13 protein-coding genes and 1 pseudogene are annotated in these 18,913 nt (G+C 62.9%); 11 read left to right on the top strand and 3 right to left on the bottom strand.

Features of this window, described 5'->3' with window-relative positions:
• Positions 1-15: 15 nt before the first annotated feature.
• Both V8P77_RS08590 and V8P77_RS08585 read right to left on the bottom strand, forming a co-directional pair.
• The gene (locus V8P77_RS08590) at positions 16-852 is read right to left on the bottom strand and encodes an amidohydrolase family protein (protein WP_335911765.1); all 837 of its coding nucleotides are present in this window, start codon (positions 850-852) and stop codon (positions 16-18) included.
• Positions 853-1,116: 264 nt separating this feature from the next.
• Positions 1,117-1,902, bottom strand: a complete 786-nt coding sequence (locus V8P77_RS08585; RefSeq protein WP_240605154.1) for an IclR family transcriptional regulator — start codon at positions 1,900-1,902, stop codon at positions 1,117-1,119.
• Positions 1,903-2,342: 440 nt separating this feature from the next.
• Here V8P77_RS08585 and V8P77_RS08580 point away from each other — a divergent pair, with 440 nt between their 5' ends.
• The 5 genes and pseudogenes from V8P77_RS08580 to V8P77_RS08560 form a co-directional block, all read left to right on the top strand.
• The gene (locus V8P77_RS08580) at positions 2,343-3,077 is read left to right on the top strand and encodes an SDR family oxidoreductase (RefSeq protein ID WP_335912207.1); all 735 of its coding nucleotides are present in this window, start codon (positions 2,343-2,345) and stop codon (positions 3,075-3,077) included.
• A gap of 95 nt (positions 3,078-3,172) precedes the next feature.
• A complete protein-coding gene (locus V8P77_RS08575; protein ID WP_335911764.1) occupies positions 3,173-4,450 on the top strand; it encodes an L-fuconate dehydratase in 1,278 nt (425 codons plus the stop codon).
• A 222-nt stretch (positions 4,451-4,672) separates the two neighbouring features.
• Complete coding sequence (locus V8P77_RS08570; RefSeq protein WP_335911762.1) at positions 4,673-7,252, top strand: caspase family protein; 2,580 nt, start codon at positions 4,673-4,675, stop codon at positions 7,250-7,252.
• A 21-nt stretch (positions 7,253-7,273) separates the two neighbouring features.
• Positions 7,274-7,936 (top strand): tail fiber domain-containing protein, encoded by a 663-nt coding sequence (locus tag V8P77_RS08565; protein ID WP_335911760.1) that lies wholly within the window; start codon positions 7,274-7,276, stop codon positions 7,934-7,936.
• 109 nt (positions 7,937-8,045) lie between these two features.
• Positions 8,046-8,278 (top strand): annotated as a pseudogene (locus tag V8P77_RS08560) (hypothetical protein); the annotation flags it as partial.
• A gap of 255 nt (positions 8,279-8,533) precedes the next feature.
• On the opposite strand, the gene V8P77_RS08555 reads toward V8P77_RS08560, so the two are convergent.
• Positions 8,534-10,144: an NHL repeat-containing protein gene (locus tag V8P77_RS08555; protein WP_335911758.1), complete on the bottom strand. Its 1,611-nt coding sequence runs from the start codon at positions 10,142-10,144 to the stop codon at positions 8,534-8,536.
• Positions 10,145-10,304: 160 nt separating this feature from the next.
• On the opposite strand from V8P77_RS08555, the gene V8P77_RS08550 reads away from it, so the two are divergent.
• From V8P77_RS08550 to V8P77_RS08525, 6 genes are all read left to right on the top strand, one after another.
• The gene (locus tag V8P77_RS08550) at positions 10,305-10,895 is read left to right on the top strand and encodes a hypothetical protein (RefSeq protein WP_222283432.1); all 591 of its coding nucleotides are present in this window, start codon (positions 10,305-10,307) and stop codon (positions 10,893-10,895) included.
• Positions 10,896-11,023: 128 nt separating this feature from the next.
• Complete coding sequence (locus tag V8P77_RS08545; protein WP_335911754.1) at positions 11,024-11,401, top strand: hypothetical protein; 378 nt, start codon at positions 11,024-11,026, stop codon at positions 11,399-11,401.
• 210 nt (positions 11,402-11,611) lie between these two features.
• Positions 11,612-13,561, top strand: a complete 1,950-nt coding sequence (locus V8P77_RS08540; RefSeq protein ID WP_335911751.1) for a DUF4384 domain-containing protein — start codon at positions 11,612-11,614, stop codon at positions 13,559-13,561.
• Positions 13,562-13,583: 22 nt separating this feature from the next.
• Complete coding sequence (locus V8P77_RS08535) at positions 13,584-15,200, top strand: caspase family protein (protein ID WP_335911749.1); 1,617 nt, start codon at positions 13,584-13,586, stop codon at positions 15,198-15,200.
• Complete coding sequence (locus V8P77_RS08530) at positions 15,197-17,716, top strand: trypsin-like serine protease (protein ID WP_335911748.1); 2,520 nt, start codon at positions 15,197-15,199, stop codon at positions 17,714-17,716. Before V8P77_RS08535 ends, V8P77_RS08530 begins: the two co-directional genes overlap by 4 nt.
• Positions 17,717-17,729: 13 nt before the next feature.
• Positions 17,730-18,902, top strand: a complete 1,173-nt coding sequence (locus V8P77_RS08525; RefSeq protein WP_335911746.1) for a serpin family protein — start codon at positions 17,730-17,732, stop codon at positions 18,900-18,902.
• Positions 18,903-18,913: the final 11 nt, after the last annotated feature.

The following is an 18,913-nucleotide window of genomic DNA, read 5'->3' as shown; positions in this document are numbered from 1 at the left end:
CTTTATTTTGTGACGTCAGAGCGACCAGAGGCGCTGTGCATTAGCGAAAAGCAGCTTCGAGCGCTCTGTCTCGCTCACGCCGGAAAGCATCGCATGGGTCGCCGCAACCCAGGTGGAGAGGCCGCCGCCGAGCGTGCAGACCGGCCAGTCGCTGCCCCAGACGACGCGGTCCCAGCCGAAACTTGCGGTCACATGTTCGACATAGGGCTGCAGCGTTTGCGCCGTCCAAGTCTTCGCATCGGTATAGGCGACGACGCCGGAGATCTTGCAGACGACGTTCGGCCGCCGGGCAATCTCCGACATGCCGGCCTTCCAGGGCTCAAAGGCATCCGAGCGAATATCCGGCACGCCGCAATGGTCGAGCACGAACTGCACATCGGGCGCAAGATCGGCGAGGGCGGTCACCCGGCTCGCCTGATGCGGCAAAGTGCAAAGGTCGAAACTCAGGCCGCTGCCGCCGATGCGCCTGATGTTTTCGCGGAACAGGGCGCCTTCGGAGACATCATCGGGCACGACATGCAGCACGCGGCGGAACCCCTTGACGAAGGGATCGGCCTTTTGCCGCTCGAGATAGGCGGCAAAGCCCTCCTCTTCCGGCCGGCAGGAGACAATGGCGCCGGCAATCAGACTGCCTTCCTTCTTGGCGATCCTGGCGACGTGATCGGTCTCGGCCTGCATCGCGGCAGGATCGACGTCGACCTCCATATGCAGCACCGTGGTGATGCCGCAGCGCCGGGCCTCGGTCGCATAGGCCTCGTAAAGGAAATCATGATCGAGATCAGGCACGCCCGAGAGCCAGGGATAGGGCAGCGCCGACCGATCGATGATATGCAGATGGGTATCGATGAACACGCTCTTCTCCTCAGGCGTGGCTTTGTCGCAACCTATCCTTGGTGAATAGATTGTTCAAATAGAAATTCCCGATCATCGGGCATACGGTCCGGTTCGCGCCGATGGCTGCCCCTCACCCTAGCCCTCTCCCCGTAAAAAACGGGGAGAGGGGACGTGCCAAACGCAGCGTCGAGGTTAGGGGAAGCCGGTGCGGCATGTCCCTTCGCCCCGTTTACGGGGAGAAGGTGGCGGCAGCCGGATGAGGGGCCGGCATCGCAGTGGCCGTCAGCCGGAATTGACGACATCGGCGCCGGCAAGCAGTGAGAGTTGGGCCGCCGCCTTCTGCACCAACGTGATCGCCTGGGTGATATCGGGAGCAGACGGCGCATTGACGAGCGCGATGAAGGGGCAGGTGAGGGCGGCGATGCAGCGGCGGTCCGGCCCGAGAACGGGAGCGGAGAGATTGTAGACGCCTGATGTCTGGGCGCTCGCCATCATCTCGTAGCCGCGCTCGCGGATCTGGTCGAGACGATCGTAGAATTCTGGCCCGAGTTCGACATCCGCGCGGCTGCGCACATGTTCCGATATCATCATCTCCCGCTCCTCCTTGCTGCGGAAGGCCAGCAGCACATGCCCCGACCCGGTGTCGAAGAGGCTGATATGGGCGCCGATGCGGATCGAAAATCCCCAATAGTCCGGCGCCTCCTGCTGGGCGATGACGACGGCAGCACCCCGATCGAAGACGGCAAGATGATTGGCCTGGCGTGTGCGCTGGGCAAGATCGCGCATCAGCGGCGTGGCGTAAGAGGCGAGCCGGCGCACCGGCGCGTGGAGCTGCGCAAGACCGAAGAGCTTCAGCGTCAGCGAATAGCGGTCGCCATCCAGCCGGGTGACATAACCGCGGCGCACCAGCCGGTCGAGCATGCGATAGAATTCGTTGGGGCTGCGGTCGAGCCGCTTGGCGATATCAGCCTGGGTGAGACCGCTGTCGACGCCCGCGAGCAGCTCCAGGATATCGAGGCCTTTATCGAGGGCAGGAGCGCGATAGCGGTCGGACTCGTCGGTCTCCATTCCTTCCTCCTGTGAATATTATTCTGCATATACGCAGAAGCGACGCCGGAAAAGGAAAACTTCGTGCTTGACCCTTGGCCAATCGTCTGTTTGTCTATAAACAGACAAATCATTGCTGAAGAGCGGACGGACATAGGGAGGAAGACCATGCAACGCATGGGGATGGTCATCGGCCCTGCAGCCGGCGAAGTCGGCGTTCGCGTGCAGCGACCGACAGGATCCCGCGCTGGTCTGCCTTTGCAACAGTGGCAACTCCTCCATTTAATAGAGAGAGCCGCGCGCATCTTGCCAGAACCCGGTCGAAACGCGCAAAGAGGGCGAATGGCGGACGACGATGGACGAGGCGTTCCGTCACGACCGAGCTTCGCCAAGACATCAACCGCACTCCATCGTCCAGCGTAGACATTCCAGAAAAGGCCCGTGATATGACAACCCCCGATGTGACAAGCAGACTTTCCGGCAAGACCGTTCTCATCACCGCCGCCGGCCAGGGCATCGGCCGGGCGACGGCGGCAGCCTTTGCTGCGATCGGCGCCAAGGTCCACGCGACCGACATCAACACCGAGGCGCTGGCGACGCTTGCCGCGGAAACCGGCGTCTCCACCCATAAGCTGAACGTGCTCGAAGAGGATGCGGTCAAGGCTCTGGTCGCCGAGATCGGCGCCGTCGACGTGCTGTTCAACTGCGCCGGTTTCGTCCATGCCGGCTCGATCCTCGAAATGAAGGATTCCGATCTCGAATTCGCCTTCGACCTCAACGTCAAGGCGATGATCCGCACCATCCGCGCCGTGCTGCCCGGCATGATCGAGCGCAAGGACGGGGCGATCATCAACATGGCCTCCGTCGCCTCCAGCATCAAGGGCGTGCCGAACCGCTTTGCCTATGGCGTCACCAAGGCGGCGGTGATCGGGCTCACCAAAGCCGTCGCCGCCGATTATGTCGGTCAGGGCATCCGCTGCAACGCGATCTGCCCCGGCACCGTGGAAAGCCCGTCGCTGCAGGAGCGCATGCGCGCGCAGGGCGATTACGACGCGGCCCGCGCCGCCTTCATCGCCCGCCAGCCGATGGGCCGACTGGGCTCGCCGGAAGAGATCGCCGATCTCGCCGTCTATCTCGCCGGCGCGACCTACACGTCGGGCCAGGCGATCGCCATCGACGGCGGCTGGACGATCTGATTTCAGCGGATGCGGCCGGCCCGGCAGTCTTGCCGGCCGGCCCGGCCACTGCAATCGGCTCTCTATAATAGGCCCATATAATCGGGAGAAACACCATGACCCGCATCACCGACCTTCGTGTCTTCGATCTCCGCTTTCCCACCTCGCAAAGCCTGGATGGATCCGATGCGATGAACCCCGATCCGGACTATTCGGCGGCCTACGTCATCCTCGATACGGATGCGCCTGATCTTGCCGGCCACGGTCTGACCTTCACCATCGGCCGCGGCAACGATATTTGCTGCATGGCGATCGAAGCGATGCGCCACCTCGTCGTCGGCGCCGACCTCACAGAAGTTCTCGCCCATCCCGGCGCCTTCTGGCGGCATCTGACCAGCGATAGCCAGCTGCGCTGGATCGGCCCGGAAAAGGGCGCCATTCACCTGGCGACCGGCGCGGTCGTCAATGCCGTCTGGGATCTGCTTGCCAAGCAGGCCGGTAAGCCCGTCTGGCGGCTCGTCGCCGAGATGTCGCCGGAAGAGATCGCCGATATCGTCGATTACCGCTATCTCACCGATGTACTGACGCGCGCCGAAGCGATCGAGATCCTGAAGCGCGCCGAGGCGGGCAAGGCCGAGCGCATCGCCATCCTCGAAAAGGAAGGCTATGCCTGCTACACGACCTCGGCTGGTTGGCTCGGCTACGGCGACGAGAAGCTGCGGCGCCTCTGCCAGGAGGCGATCGATGCCGGCTTCAAGCATATCAAGATGAAGGTCGGCCGCGACCTGGAAGACGATATCCGTCGTCTCAGGATCGCCCGCGAGGTCATCGGTCCCGACCGCTACCTGATGATCGACGCCAACCAGGTCTGGGACGTCGGCCAGGCGATCGACTGGGTTAAGGCGCTCTCCTTCGCCAAGCCCTTCTTCATCGAGGAACCCACCAGCCCCGATGATGTCGCCGGCCACCGCAAGATCCGCCAGGCGATCGGCCCGGTGAAGGTCGCGACCGGCGAGATGTGCCAGAACCGCATCATGTTCAAGCAGTTCATCGCCGAGGGCGCGATCGACATCGTGCAAATCGATTCCTGCCGCATGGGCGGGCTGAACGAGGTCCTCTCCGTGCTCTTGATTGCCGCCAAGTTCGATCTGCCGGTCTGGCCGCATGCCGGCGGCGTCGGGCTCTGCGAATATGTGCAGCATCTGTCGATGATCGACTACATCGCGGTGTCGGGAACCAAAGAAGGCCGCGTCATCGAATATGTCGATCACCTGCACGAACACTTCCTCGACCCCTGCCTGATCGAGAACGCCGCTTACATGCCGCCCACCCTGCCGGGCTTCTCCATCGAGATGAAACCGGCCTCGATCAGCAACTATACGTTTCGAGGTTAAGGAAACTTCGCCGGCCGCATGTTGAATTCCTGATTTCGACAGTCTTTCTTGTCGATGATGGGCTTCCAATCTGACGGGACTGCTCCAATTCACTTGGAAGCGGCGAAGCTTGCTTTTTAGAGCGCCGAGGAATAGTTTTGAAACGTGAATGCGGAGGGGGCCCAGCACCAGCAGGCCAGCAATTTTATTGAACATAGACAATAGAATGTTTGCGATCGAGCCATGCCCAAGTTTCACTACGTCCAGAGACTGTGCGCTTATCTGCTGACCGTTGCAGCAATACTGCTGTCGATCGGTACCGCGCATGCCGCCATCACAGAGGAGAGCGGACGCCGCGTCGCCCTCGTCATCGGCAACTCGGTCTACAAGACGCTGCCCTCGCTTCCCAATCCCGCCAATGATGTCGAAGAGGTCGCGAACACCTTGCGCGCGGCCGGTTTCGACGTGACGATCGGCGTCAATGTCGACCGCATCGGGCTCGAAGATACGGTGCGCCGCTTCCTGCGTTCGACCAGCAATGCCGAGGCCGGCCTCATCTACTATTCGGGCCACGGCATCCAGGTGGGCGGCCAGAATTTCATCGTGCCGGTCGATGCGACGCTGGAGACGCCCTATGACGTCGAGACGCAGACCATGCCGCTCGACCTCATCCTGAACCATCTCAAGCAGAATTCGCGGGTGCAGCTGATCTTCCTCGACGCCTGCCGCAACAATCCCTTCAATGCCCAGAAATTCTGGATGGCGGAAAAACTGGAACCGGTCGGCGCCACTCGCGGACTTGCGCGCATCGACAGCGATCTCGGCAGCCTGATCGCCTTTTCCACCGAACCCGGCCAGGTGGCGCTCGATGGTACCGGGGCGCTCAGCCCCTATTCCGAATCCTTCATCAAGCGCGCCAGCGAACCCAACAAGGAAATCCGCCAGGTCCTGACCGACGTGCGCCGCGACGTGATCGCCATGACCGACGGCAAGCAGGTTCCCTGGGAAAACTCCTCGCTGATGGACAGCTTTTATTTCATTCCGGCGCCGCCGCCGCCGAGCGTCGAACCGATGCAGCAGGTGAGCGTGCCGGAGGGAGCCGCAACAACCAAATTGCCCATCGCCCCGCCGCATGACGAGACCGGCTCGGCATTGGTCGTCACCCTCAACCAGCTCCCCAAGACCGGCAAGCTCAGCTTCGACGGCAAGCCGGTCGAGCAGGGCGCGAAGATCCCAGCCGCGGCACTGACGGCGCTGACCTATGATTCATCGGGTGTTGCCGCCGGAACCGTCGGCCTGATCGGCTATACCGTCAGCGACCCTTACGGTCAGGCGACGCAGGGCGTAGTCGCGATCACCGTCGCGGCCGATGCCGGCGCCAAGCTCGCCCAGCTCGAACAGGAAAAGCAGGTGCGGCTCGCCGATGCCGACGCCTATCTGAAAACACTGCCACGCGACGTGAGCACGACGATCGGCGTCGGCCCCGTCGAAGCCAGCCTGCCGGTCGTGCCGGCATCGGCTGCGGAAATGACCTTCAAGGTCGCGGCCCTGCCCGACAAGGGCACGTTGCGCGCCGGAGACCGGGTGATCGGGCTCGGTCACGTGCTCGAAGCAGCCGATATTCCGGCCCTTTCTTATGAGCCGCAGATCGGCACCGAAAACCAGCCTTTCGCCCTGACGCTGCAGGCCGCCAATGACGACCTGCCGCCGGCGACCGTCACTTTCAAGCCGGTGCTCGACGCCTGCGACACATCAGCCGCCGCCCCCCTCGACCTGCAGGGCGTGACAGCAGGCAAGCTGCCGAACGAGATCGACCCCGATGAAGCACTGCCGGCCTGCAAGGAGGCGATAAAGGCCTATCCCGAGGTGGCGCGCTTCGTCTATCAACTCGGCCGTGCCCAGCTTGCCAACCGCGACACCAAGACGGCTTTTGCGACGATCAAGAAGGCGATGGATGCCGGGCATGTCCGGGCGATCGAGCAACTCGCCAGTTTATATATCGTTGGTGCTTCTGTACCAGCCAATCCCGCGAAAGCGAGTGAGATCGTCCAAGCCGGGGCCAAAAAGAACGATCCCTACGCCCTCTATGCCTACGGCAAGAGCCTCTTCTACGGACGCGGTATCAAGGCTAACACCCAGCTGGGTCTCAGACTCATGCTGCAATCCGCAGATCTCGGCCATACATTTGCAATGAACGAACTCGGTTATATTTTCCTCAACGGAGTTAACGTTCCTGCCGATCCAGAGCGCGGCATTCGCTTCTATGAGGCAGGCCTCGAACGCAATGATATTTATTCAATGAATAATCTCGCGCTGGTCTACCGGTTCGGAAAAGCCGTGCCTCAGGATCTCGGCAAAGCGTTGGAGCTTTTCACCAAAGCAGCAGAAGGCGGCCAACCTTATGCTCCTACAAACCTCGGCCGCATGTACAGAGACGGCATCGGTGTGGCCGCCGACAAGTCGGCCGCGATAAAGTGGCTGGAGACAGGCGCAGAACGTGGTGACTACTGGGGTGCGCTCGACCGTGCCAGACTGGCAAAGGACGAGGTCGCAGACCCCGAGAGCATGGCAATTGCGGCGCGTTATTTGGCGCTGGCAACTGCCGTCAACATGCCGAGAACAGGCGATCCGAAGAATCAAGCTCTGGCGGAACTCAAGACACTACCTAACGCTGCGAAGAAGAAAGCAGAGGCAAGCTTTGTCGCCGAGCTAAGTGCTCAGGAGCAAAAAGCAATTCCCAAGTCCAAGTCGCTCGATGACAGGCTCGTTAAGCTCGCCAAAGCGACATGGGTCAAGCGAAATCCAAGGTACGATCTCTTCTAAAAGCAACATGGGGCGCCCTACATGACCAGCAAATTCATCATCCGTGTACTCATGTGCTCGACCTTCATCGCGGGCTCCGGCACAATCCTACAGAGTTGCATCTTCGATCCAGGCGCCAGAACACTGTTCGCCAGTGAAGAGCCGGCCAGGAATGCCACACCTGCCAGGAAAACCACTCCCACCGTCCGAAGGGTAGCCGCAGCCAGCAATCAACCGGCTTTCGCCCGCTCTGAGAACGGCTCCGGTGGGAATTCCAGCTCGGGTGGCGGCATGGGCAGTTCTTCATCCAGCGGCAGCGACGCAGGTGGAGACAACACCGGTGGCGGTTGGGATGGTTCAGATCGCCGCTTGAAGACACAAGTTCGTCGCATAGGGACTTCACCCTCCGGAATTCCGGTTTACGCATTTCGCTACATATGGGGTGGACCACTCTTTGTCGGCACGATGGCTCAAGACCTCCTGCTGATCAGACCTGATGCTGTGATGCAAACTGCTTCAGGCTACTACATGGTGAGCTACGAAAAGCTCGATATCGATATGATATCTGTGGCAGAAGGCATCTCGCTCGCTACCACAGGAGCAGGTGCCACAGCCGTGGCACTTTCTGTTGACGCAGCAAGCAAACGCCAGAGGAAACCACCCGCGGTTCTTGCTTCGCAACGCGCTGTGCAACCGGCAATGTGAGCAGAAAAGTCGGTTAAGGGCTCCGTAAACGGATCTAAGCAACCTGAAGCCCACTCGTGATTCAGGTTGCGCCCTCATAGCCGTCTGGCTCATCTCTCGAAGAACAACCATCACCTGGTGGCTGGTTGCTATCCCAGGTTTCCTCGCCAGCGGCCTTGCGGAAGGGCTTGCCCGGGCCGGCATGCTGGCGATCGTCAGTCTTATCTACCTGCTGCGCGCGCGGCGGAGGAGCGTATGCTGAGCCGCGATCCCGCCTATCGGGACTATGCCGAGAGTGTTGCCGCGCATGGGCTTTTGGCGATGGCGAAGCGGCGGCTGGCGCCTACCGCGCCGCGCGTCTGAAACGACGCGTGAAGGACGTAGGCCAGGGCGAGCTTGACGGAAACGCATCCCCAATCTCCGTCATCCCGGGCCTTGAGCCACGCCTGTCCGGTTGGCGCCAATGGCTGCCCCTCACCCCAGCCCTCTCCCCGGAGAGGGGACGTGCCACGCGAGAGGCCTGTGGGGACGGAGAGGTTGCGGCGTGTCCCCTTCGCCCCGTTTACGGGGAGAAGGTGCCGGCAGGCGGATGAGGGGCAGCCGGCGATCTCCCACCGTTCAACCGTCGAGCCCCTTGAAGCGCACCGGCTGGTAGCCGCGCATCAACAGGCTGCCGAGCGAATAGGTATTGCGGCAGACGCGGCCCTTGCAGGCATTCGGCGAGGCCTCCATCACCTCCACCTTCTTATCGGCCGTGAAGCGCATGAACAGCAGCACATGCGAGCCGGGCTTGTTCAGCGCATCGCCCGGCCGCATCGACCAGGGGTCGGAGAGGCGCTTGGTGATCCCGGGGATGGCGCGCGTCGTCACATGCATCTTCAGTCCCCAGGCGTCGCTGACGAAGCCGGAGCAATCGACGCCGAGGATGTTGGATTGCGGTGCGCTCTTGGTGCAGACATTGCCGGCGGTCTGGCCCTTTTCCACGCCGCCGATGAACTTCTCGAGCGGCGTCTTGCAGCCCCAGCAGTAGGGAACACCCTTGACCGTCTGGCCGCGCTTGCCGATCAGGTAGATCGGGCGGCGCAGCCGGTTCATGTTGACGCAGCCAGGTCCGGGATCCCTGCCATAGGCGGTTGATGTCACCAGCCAGTTCAGCGTCTCGAAGCCGATTGCCCGCTCGATGACGTCGCTGCGCGATTTCGGCACGATCGCCACCTTCGGCGTCTTGCCTTGCTTGCCGGCAGTCGGCTGCTTGGTGGGCCTGATAACGGCAAGCTTGCGGCCGGGCTCCCGGCCGTCGAGCCGCAGCACCTGCGCCCGGCTTTCCTGCGATCGGAGATAAAGCACGTCGCCGCGCGGACCGATCGCCACGAAACGCCTGGAGAATACCGTGCCCGGTTCGATCGGCAGGTCGTAGACCCGGTCCATCATCCCGTTCGGCGTGAAGCGCACCACCAGCATGCCGGTGCGCTCGGGCCGGTCGGCGGGCACGAGCTCGACCAGTGCATAAGGCCTGCCTGTCGTATCGATGTCGAGAAGTTCGACGGTGCCGATGCGGCCTTCCGAGGTGAGCTGCAGCGAGAGGAAATTCTCCTCCGAGCTGCTGCGCCGCAGCAGGATCTCCGCTCTGTCGTTTGCGGCAGCCGAGACCTCGGCGACGATATCGCCGAGCCCGCGGCTCGGCACGTATTGAATGACCGGCGGGCGGGCCTCGGGCCGGCTGGTGCTGCGGCCGATCTCGTCAATGATGCTGTTCAGCGGCCCCGGCGATACTGAGCCCATCGAGGCGAAGACCGAGCGGGTGTAGTCGTCGGCATCGCCGCCGCCATCGACGGCGCGCAACGTCTGCGACCGGCCGTCGGCATCGGTGGAGCGCTCGAGCGGCACGACGCCGTCCGACCAGAGATAGAGTTCGTTGTGAACGACGGCGAGATCCTCTGGCGCGGCATTCTCCGGCAGCGGCAGGATCTCGGGCTCGGCCTGCGAGCGTTCGGCGTCGACGGCGAGCACGCGGCCGTTGTTTTGGTCGAGGATGTAGATGGTGCCATCGTCGCCGACGGTGATCGCCGCCGGCCCGGATGCCTCCGCTTCCTCGTTGGAAGAGATGATGCCGACCGAACGTGCGCCGTCGCCGCCGCGAAGCTCGATGATCGTCGTATCCTTGGCGAAAACCGGCGAGGCGACCGCAAGTGCCGCGGCAAACAAAATATGCGACCCTAAACTACGCATTGCCTCGACCCCCGGCATCATGCTCTGTGACCGTCAAGTCTTTAAAATGGTAGGCTAGATATGGCCCCTCAGCAAGCCGTTGCTTTCCAAACGATTTGGAGATCTGCGCCGGCGATAGTACAAGATCATCGTCTCGAAGATTTGTCGGCAGGAAATGCTTATGCTGGAATGGAACGGTGACGAACTGGCGCTCGACATAAGCTTGCTGGAGCAGGTTCGCGCGGCGCGGATAAACTTCTCGGACCGCGTCTGCGCCGCCTCTGCCAGCAAGGACGACAAGCATCTGGCGCAGCTGCGCTCGGAGCCGACCTATCTGATGGCCGAGTTCCTCTATTCGATGAAGGTCTTCGGCATCAACACCGCCGAGGATATCGAACGCTTCGCCGATCTGCACAATGATTACGTGGTTTCGCTCACCCGCGATCCGGCCAAGCTGCAGCGGCTGGGGCTTTCGCAGGATCGGGCGCTCGCCTCGATGTTCACCGCCGACACCAAGCCGCGGCTGATCCAGAACTGGGCTGATAAATCAGGCGCGATCGACCAGTCCAATCTCGCCCGTTTCCTTGTCGCGGTGATGTCGAGCGAGACCTGCCGCAAGACGTTGATCGATTTCGAGACGGCGGGCTTCATGCAGCGCAAGCGCTCGCCCTACGGCACCATGGTCGTCTGGTCGACCGGAATGATCGAGGAGATCTTCGGCGAGATGCTGCGCGATCTGCGCCTCGGCCTGCAGCAATTGAAGATCCTCTGACATTAGTTGCCAGTCGATTTCAACCCTCCCAATCGATTGGCACTGAGCGCCGTTGCCTTCCTTCCGGCCTTTACTTATTGTCGCAACGCTTGTCGCGCAGTGGCGCCAATAACACGGATTTGACGACGATGACGAAATCCTGGCGCATAACCTTGTCGATCAGCCTTCTGCTGGCGCTGCAGATACCTGAGCTGGCGCTTTCCGGCCCGGTCGAAGACGCGCTTGCGGCGCGAAACCCCACGCTGGCGGCGCTACGCCAACATGACGAGAAGGCCTTTGCCGCGGCGACCGCGATCATCGCCGAACACGAACGCGCCAAGGGGCTGGCGCCCGGCGAGGATAAGCTACCCGATGCGACCTCGCCCGGCCGCGACATGGGCTCGGGCCCCGGCAAAGAATTCACGGTCGACAATCCGGATATTCTCTGGCTCTACAATTCCTCGCCCGAGGGAATGAGCGACCTGATCTCGATTTTGAAATCAGCCGGACAGAAACCCAAGAACTAACCGCCTCCTCGCAGTTGAACGGACTATAACAGGTCACGGTTATTCCAGAGCCTGAGTCTTGCTCACGTCTTTGCCTTGGCGGATTCTTCCAGGCTCCAAATAATTTGTAACCCTCCCTCAAGCAAGACAGGCGAAACCGTCCCAATTTCGCCGGTCAGTGCTATTCTCATCTTCAACACAGTGTGAGATGTTCGAAGAGGAGGTTTTTCAATGCCGAACCGCAAAGCCATCCTGGCTGCAGCCACCTTTCTTTCGTTCTTTTCGGTGGTTCCCGCCGTCGAGGCGCAGAACGAACGCACGTTGACCGAAGCGCCGGCGCAGACCGGGCCTGTCACCATCACCTTCGATCGCGCTGAAGCCAAATACGCCATCGGCGAAGTTGTCGGCCTCTTCATCCAGTCGACCGAGAACGCCTATGTCACGGTGCTGAACGTCTCGCCGAACGGCGCCGTCGTGAAGCTTTTCCCGAACAAGTACCAGACCGACGCCCTTGTCGGCGCCGGCAAGCGCGTGCAGGTGCCGGATCCGGCAAGCGGCGCCAAGCTGCAGGTTTCAGGCCCGGTCGGCCAGGAACAGATCAAAGTCTTCTATTCCTCCAAGCCGCTTACCATCTTCGCCGATCTCGGCGGCAGCGGCGGCGGCATGTTCCGCTCGATCGACGGCGGCATGGATGCCGTTTCCCGCAGCCTTGAAGAAGCCCGCAGCCTCGGCACCAAGATCAGCAGCAAGACGCTGATGCTGACGACGGTCGATAGTCCGGCTGCCATCCCGCCCGTCGCAGCCGCCCCCGCAGCCAAACCGGTCGAGCAGGCTGCAAAGCCGCCCGTTGCGCCGAAACCTGCGGCCGCTCCAAAGCCGAAGCCGGTAACGAAACAGGAAGTCGCCAAGAAGCCGGAAACGGTGGTGGAAAAACCGAAGCTGGCTGCCCCGAAAAAGGTCGCGCCGAAGCCTGTCGAGCAGGCGACACAACAGCCGCCGAAGAAATACAAGATCGTCACCAATCTGGCGCCCGGCCAGGAGCTTTCCGCCGACGAACTGGAGCTGATCGGTCCCACCGACACCACCTCATCCACCCGGCCGACCCAGTATAAGCAGCCCACGCAGTATAAGCAGCCGGCCCAGTCTGCGCAGACGAAGATGCCGAAACTGCCGATGCCGCAGATCAAGATGCCTCAGTTCAAGCTTCCCGGCGGTTTCAGCATCAAGATGCCGCAGCTAAACCTCGGCCGTTCGGCCGAACCTGCCCAGGCCGGCGAAGAGATCGAGGTAGCAAATGCCGATACGCCTGTTTGCACCGCCCTTCTCGACAAGCTGAACACCGCCGTTGCCGCCAAGGATATCAGTGCTGCCGCGGCTGAGGCCGATGCGATCGCCGTCAGCGCCGATTGCGGCCAGTTCCAGGTGAATGCCCAGCGCCGCGTCGCGGCCCTCAGGCTTTCCGCAGCTCAGGAGATGATGGCCGCCAACCAGCCGGTTGCCGATTACGAGCCGCTGCTTGTCGCCGCCGACAGCCCGCAGGTGCTCTGGCAGGCCTCGGCCACGCTCGGCGAAATCTATTTCTCCGCACGCCGCTTTGCCGATGCCGCCGCCGATTACCAGCAGGCGATCGAGATCATCAAGAACGAGACCCGCACGCCAAAGGCGCCGCCCGCCGAGACGATCTCCGATCTTATCCAGCGCGCCGCCCAGGCCCGCATCCTTGCCGCCAACCCGACGAGCGACAATCCTGAAGGCAGCTTCGTGCCAGCAGAGAAGGACCACCGCAGCGGCGTGCTCGGCGGCATCTATTCCGAGAACGTGCGCGGCATCGTGCCGGTATCCATTCCGGTTCCGATCACCTTCGATTTCAACAAGTCGAGCTTCACCTCGATCGGCACCGAGGCCGCCCAGGAATTGCTGGAGGCGCTGAAGGAACAGAAGCCCGGCCGCATCATCCTCGTCGGCCATACCGACCGGCGCGGCGGTGACGACTATAATCAGAAGCTTTCCGAACGCCGCGCCCAGGCCGTCGCCGACTTCCTGAAGAGCAACGGCCTCGACGCGACAATCGACGCCGAAGGCCGCGGAGCATCCGAACCGGTGGACGTCACCGCGACCGCAAATCTCACCGAAGACGATGTCGATGCGCTGAACCGCCGCGTCGAATGGCGCCGCGAATAGGCCGGGCGAGGGGGAACTGGCCATGACCGCATTCGTTTCCATGGCCGCAGCACTTGCCCTCCTCACCATGGCGGCCACCGACAGCTTGGCAAAGGTGATCGAGGCGCCCGAGCGTGGTGCGGTCAGGGCCGTTCTGATCGGCATCGACCTCTACCGCAACGTTCCGCCGCTGCACGGCGCCGTCGCCGACGCCGACGACCTTTCGCTTTCGCTGCGCTCGGTCGGCGTCGAGGACATGACGCTCCTGAAGAACGGCGCTGCCGACCGCCAGGGCATTTTCCATGCGATCGAGGCCGTGACGGAACGCGCAGGGTCTGGAGACCTGATCGTGCTTGGCATCGCCGGTCATGGGTCGAGCGAGCCTGAACGCGTCAAGGGTTCCAAACCGAGCGGCCGCGACGAGGTCTATATCCTTGCAGGCTTCGACACCCGGCTGCCGGGATCGCGCGAGCGCATCTTCGGCGATGAATTCAAGGCGCTGATCCGCAAGCTCGAGGCCAAGGGCGCCGATGTCGTCTTCATCGCCGATACCTGCCATGCCGGCGGCATGACCCGCGACGTCGATCCGCGCGGCGCCGAGATCACCTGGCGTCAGGCGCCTTCCTATACGATCGAGGAGGACGATCTTGCGCCGATTTCGACGACGGCGGATGCGCTGTCCACCGGCTTCGATTTCAAGCGGCTGACCTTTCTCGCCGCCGTCGACGAAAACACCAAGTCGCCCGAAATCACCATTCCCGGCATTCCGCAGAAACGCGGTGCGCTGAGCTATGCCACCGCCCGCGCCTTCGAAGGGGCTGCGGACCGCAATGGCGACGGCGCCGTCAGCCGCCGCGAACTGTTCGAATATGTGCGCCAGGCGGTCTATCAGTTCACCAACCAGCGGCAGAACATCTTCACTGAAAGCCCGCCCGGAACCGATCTCGATCGGGCGGTCGTCTATCATTACGAAGGGGCGGGGGCACAGGCGGCGGCGGAGAAATCAAACGCTCCGCTGCCCGCCGAGCTCGCGCCGATCAGCGTTGCCACCCTCGGCTCCGAGCCGGTGCTGCAGGGGGTCGACCCCGCCGTCACGCCGTTCAAGCTGATGGAGGGTGCTGATGCCGAACTCGTCTTCGATCCCGAAAAACACGAGGCGATTGCCGGCGGCGATGTCGTCGCCTCCGGCGTCGGCGCCGGCGACATGCCTTTCGTCGTCGACCGGATGGCCGCGCTCGATGCGCTGAAGCGGCTCTCCGAGACCAACCCGCAGACCGTGCGCGTGACGCCTTCCGACACCGTCCATCGCGAAGGTGAGCGCGTCGGCGTCACGGTTTCGGATCTATCAACCCGCAGGCTCGTGCTCTTCGACGTCACCGGCGATGGAACCGTGCAGTTCCTCTATCCGGGCGAGAAGGAGGTCGATGCCGCGATGTCTCAGACCTTCGATCTCGACCTTTCAGTCGTCGCACCTTTCGGCACGGACCTGCTTGTCGCCGTCACCTCCGAAACCCCGATGCCCGACCTTATTGAATTCCTGAAGCAGAACGACAGACGCCGCACTGCCGGCAATATCGCCAAGCGCCTCGGCGAATTCCTGCCCAAGGGCGCTCGCCTCGGATTTACGGTCCTCTATACCTCCGCCGGAGCCAAGCTATGAGCACGTCGATCAGCAGGATCCTCAATATTGCGTCTGTCATGCTGCTGCTCGCCTCTCCGGCTCTATCGCAGCAGGATACCGATTTCGCCGGCGAGGATGGCGGGCGTGTCATCGGCGGTCAGGCGGCCAAGAAGGGCGAATGGCCCTGGCAGGTGAAGATCCTCGCGCCCGATCCCGAACAGCGCGGCCGCTTCGGCGGCCATTGCGGCGGCTCGTTGATCTCGCCGCGCTGGATATTGACGGCCGCCCATTGCGTCACCAGCGGCCGCTCCGGCAAGCAGGATCTCTTTGCCCGGGACCTGCTGATCGTCGAGGGCAAGTCGAAGATCGACAAGGTGATCGCGGTCGACGGGCCCGATAAGCCGGGCCTTGCCGTGGAAGAGGTGATCATCCACGAAGATTTCGACCGCAAGGTCTTCGCCAACGACATCGCCCTCATCAAGCTGAGCGAGCCCGCCAAATCGAAGCCGGCGATCCTTGCCTCGGCCTCGGATGACGAGGTGGAGGCCGCCGGCCGCCCGGCCATCGTCACCGGCTGGGGTTACACTAAGGCCGATCACGGCTGGGACGACAAATACCTGCCGACCGAACTGCAGGAAGTCGAACTGCCGATCGTCCCGCGCGAGGACTGCCGTGCCGCCTACCGCGACAGCTCGATGCGCATGAACCCGATCGACGAGCGCAATGTCTGCGCCGGTTATGCCGAAGGCGGCAAGGACGCCTGCCAGGGCGACAGCGGCGGGCCGCTGGTCGCCCAGCGCCCCGACAAGCGCTGGATCCAGCTCGGCATCGTCAGCTGGGGCGCCGGCTGCGCCGAGGCCGAACATTACGGCGTCTATACCCGTGTTGCCGCCTTCCGCGACTGGATCGCCGCAAAGACCGACGGCGACGTGCCTGATGTTGAAGGACCAGCTGCCGGCGATCAGGTTGCGTCCACCACGAATAGCGGGACGAAGCAGAGGAAGTCCGGACAGGAAGAGGCCAATCTCGCCATTACCCCGCCCGCCGGCGATACAGCGCCAGCCACTACGACCGAAACGCCCGACGCGCCCCCCGGCGATACCGCGCCGTCTGACCAGCCCGTCGCCGACGAACCCGTAGTTCAGCCGCCCGTCGTCCAGACGCCGGTGATCGAAAGCTCGCCCGGCGACCGTGCGCTCCTGATCGGCATCGACGATTACGAGATGCGCGAGGCGAAGCTGACCGGCTCCGCCACCGATGTGAAAGCGATGCAGGTCTTCCTCGCCAAGACGCTCGCCTACCGCCCGGAACAGATCCACACGCTGACCAACCGCAAGGCGACCCGCGAAGCGATCCTGGCCGAGATTGACGACTGGCTGGTGCGCCAGTCGACGCCTGGAAGCCGCGTCTTCCTCTATTTCAGCGGCCAGGGCTCGGAGGAAATGGGCGCCGACGCGACGACTAGCCCGACGCTGGTGGCCGCCGACGCCAAGCTGGTCCGCGAGGCCGGCAAGGTGACGGTCACCAACCAGATCCGCGAAACCGAGATCGCCGCAAGGCTGAACAGCCTCAAGGACCGCCGTGTGACGCTGCTGATCGACGCCTGCCATGTCGGCCCCGGCAGCCGCAGCGCGGTGGCCGCACCCTCCGGCACCGTGCGTTGCCTCGGCCCGGCGCTGGCAGCGCTCGAGCCGCCGAACAAATCGGGCAAGGAAGCGAAATTCTCCTTCGGCGGCGAAAACGCCATGGTCTGGTCGGCCGTTAACGCGGGGCAATGGGCGCTCGTCGACCGCGAGGCCAAGCCGGCGGTCGGCGTCTTCACCCGCCGCTTCATCGAAGGCGTGCAGGATGGCGTGGCGCGCGCGGCCGACAAGCCGAATGTCAGCAATGCCGCTTTGCTCGACTATGTCCGGCGCAAATCCGACGAATATTGCCGGACGCATGCCGAGGATTGCCGCTTCACCCCGGTTCCGCAATTTTACGGCCAGCCGGATGCGCTCGGCCGGGATGTCATCACCGGAGAGGAGGCGAAGACACCGCTCGCCGCCGTCGAGAACACGCTGAAGAGCGACAATGAGGCGGGCGTCGCCGTCGACGTGCTGCCCGGCACCGCGGTCAGCATCGGCGACAAGGTGGCGATGCGTGTCTCCACCAAGAAGTCCGGTTACCTGATCCTGGTCGATATCGACGCCTCCGGCAAGCTGACGCAGCTTTACCCGAACAAGCGTTCCATGGGCCTGAAACCATCAGCCAAAAGCGGCGACAACCGGCTCGATCCGGCCCGGCCGGTCGTCGTGCCCGATGCTCGCAATCCCTATACCGGCTTCGAATATGTGGTGGAGGGACCGGCAGGCGTCGGCATGGTCGTTGCCATCCTCAGCGACAAGCCGATCGAAGTGCTCGATCTTCCCGATGTGCCGACGCCGCTCGTCGGCCAGCGCGCCGCCTTCAACTATGTCTACGATCTCGCCCGAAGCCTCAGGATCGTCGGCGACGACGAGACCGGCGCCCAAGGCAAATGGTCGTTCGATTCCAAATTCTATCGCATCCGCTGAACAGGAGCGAACCATGCCGAAATCCACTCTGCTGGCGGGTCTTGCCGCTTCCTTGATGGCGCTTGCCCCAGCTCATGCCGGCGACAGCAAGGCGATGCTTGCCGCACAAGCAGGGCTTGCGGCCGAACTCATCGACCGTACGCTGGCAAAGGAGGGTGCTGCCAATATCATGGTGTCGCCGGCAAGCCTTGCCGCGGCACTCGGCCTTGCCGCCCTCGGCGCCTCCGACGAGGGCAAGGCCTCGATCGCCAAGGGCCTCGGCTTCGGCGGCGAGGTGAAGGGACCGGAGACGGCGCTTGACGCAATGTATCAGGAAAAGCCGACAGCGGCGGATGCGCCGTTGACGACGGCGGTCGCGATCGTCTTCGACGACAAGCTGGTGCTTGTTCCCGATGCGCTCTCCATGCTCGCCGGCCACCGGATCAAGCCTTCGATCGAGGATCTCGACGGGCCGAAATCGGTCGAGCACATCAACGGCTGGGTCAGCCAGGCGACGCGGGGCGCCGTTCCTATCATCCTGGACGCACCGCCGGGCGGCGGTTTCGTCAGCCTCGGCGCGCTTTCCTTCAAGGCGCGATGGAAGACGTCTTTCGATAGGGAAAGCCCGGCAAGCCCTTTTCAGCGGCCGGACGGATCGACGATTTCGGTGCCGATGATGCATCTTGCCGGCGATGGCCAGAAATTCCGCTTCGACGAGAGATTCACCGCCGTCGACCTTGCCTATGCCGGCGAGGGCTACAGCATGGTCGTGGTGGCGGCGCGTTCCGGCAAGGGTGTGGGCGGCGCGGACCTGAAGGCGCTCGTTTCCTGGCTGCAGGGGGAAAAATTCGAGGCCGCCAAGGGCGAAATCTTCCTGCCCCGCTTTTCCCTGAACGACGGGCGTGATTTGATGCCGATACTCAATGCGATGGGAGTGGCGCCCGAGAAGGCCAAGGATGCGGGATTCCCGGGTTTCACCAAGGAAAACATCAGCCTGGCACGCGTCCTGCAGAAGACGATGATCAAAGTTGACGAAAGCGGCACGGCGGCGGCGGCAGCCACGGCTGTTATCACGGAACGCAGCATCGATCCGAAGCTTGTACGCGTGGTGGCCGATGCCCGTTTTGCCTTCGCGCTTCGCGACACAAAGACCGGCCTGCTGCTGGCCGCAGGCCTTATCGGCGATCCATTACTGGCAGGCGAATAGAGTTCGGTTTC

It is taken from the genome of Rhizobium aouanii (genome assembly GCF_037002925.1).
In the GTDB taxonomy this organism is placed as follows: Bacteria; Pseudomonadota; Alphaproteobacteria; order Rhizobiales; family Rhizobiaceae; genus Rhizobium; species Rhizobium aouanii.
The sequence above is the reverse complement of the archived record's forward strand: the minus strand, read 5'-3'. Positions and strand labels throughout refer to the sequence as shown.

What these genes read in the sequence shown, in the direction of transcription:
- V8P77_RS08555 (WP_335911758.1), bottom strand. Translation starts at nt 10,144, where the DNA reads ATGCGTAGTTTAGGGTCGCATATTTTGTTTGCCGCGGCACTTGCGGTC.
- V8P77_RS08575 (WP_335911764.1), top strand. Translation starts at nt 3,173, where the DNA reads ATGACCCGCATCACCGACCTTCGTGTCTTCGATCTCCGCTTTCCCACC.
- V8P77_RS08565 (WP_335911760.1), top strand. Translation starts at nt 7,274, where the DNA reads ATGACCAGCAAATTCATCATCCGTGTACTCATGTGCTCGACCTTCATC.
- V8P77_RS08545 (WP_335911754.1), top strand. Translation starts at nt 11,024, where the DNA reads ATGACGAAATCCTGGCGCATAACCTTGTCGATCAGCCTTCTGCTGGCG.
- V8P77_RS08530 (WP_335911748.1), top strand. Translation starts at nt 15,197, where the DNA reads ATGAGCACGTCGATCAGCAGGATCCTCAATATTGCGTCTGTCATGCTG.
- V8P77_RS08550 (WP_222283432.1), top strand. Translation starts at nt 10,305, where the DNA reads ATGCTGGAATGGAACGGTGACGAACTGGCGCTCGACATAAGCTTGCTG.
- V8P77_RS08540 (WP_335911751.1), top strand. Translation starts at nt 11,612, where the DNA reads ATGCCGAACCGCAAAGCCATCCTGGCTGCAGCCACCTTTCTTTCGTTC.
- V8P77_RS08525 (WP_335911746.1), top strand. Translation starts at nt 17,730, where the DNA reads ATGCCGAAATCCACTCTGCTGGCGGGTCTTGCCGCTTCCTTGATGGCG.
- V8P77_RS08570 (WP_335911762.1), top strand. Translation starts at nt 4,673, where the DNA reads ATGCCCAAGTTTCACTACGTCCAGAGACTGTGCGCTTATCTGCTGACC.
- V8P77_RS08535 (WP_335911749.1), top strand. Translation starts at nt 13,584, where the DNA reads ATGACCGCATTCGTTTCCATGGCCGCAGCACTTGCCCTCCTCACCATG.
- V8P77_RS08585 (WP_240605154.1), bottom strand. Translation starts at nt 1,902, where the DNA reads ATGGAGACCGACGAGTCCGACCGCTATCGCGCTCCTGCCCTCGATAAA.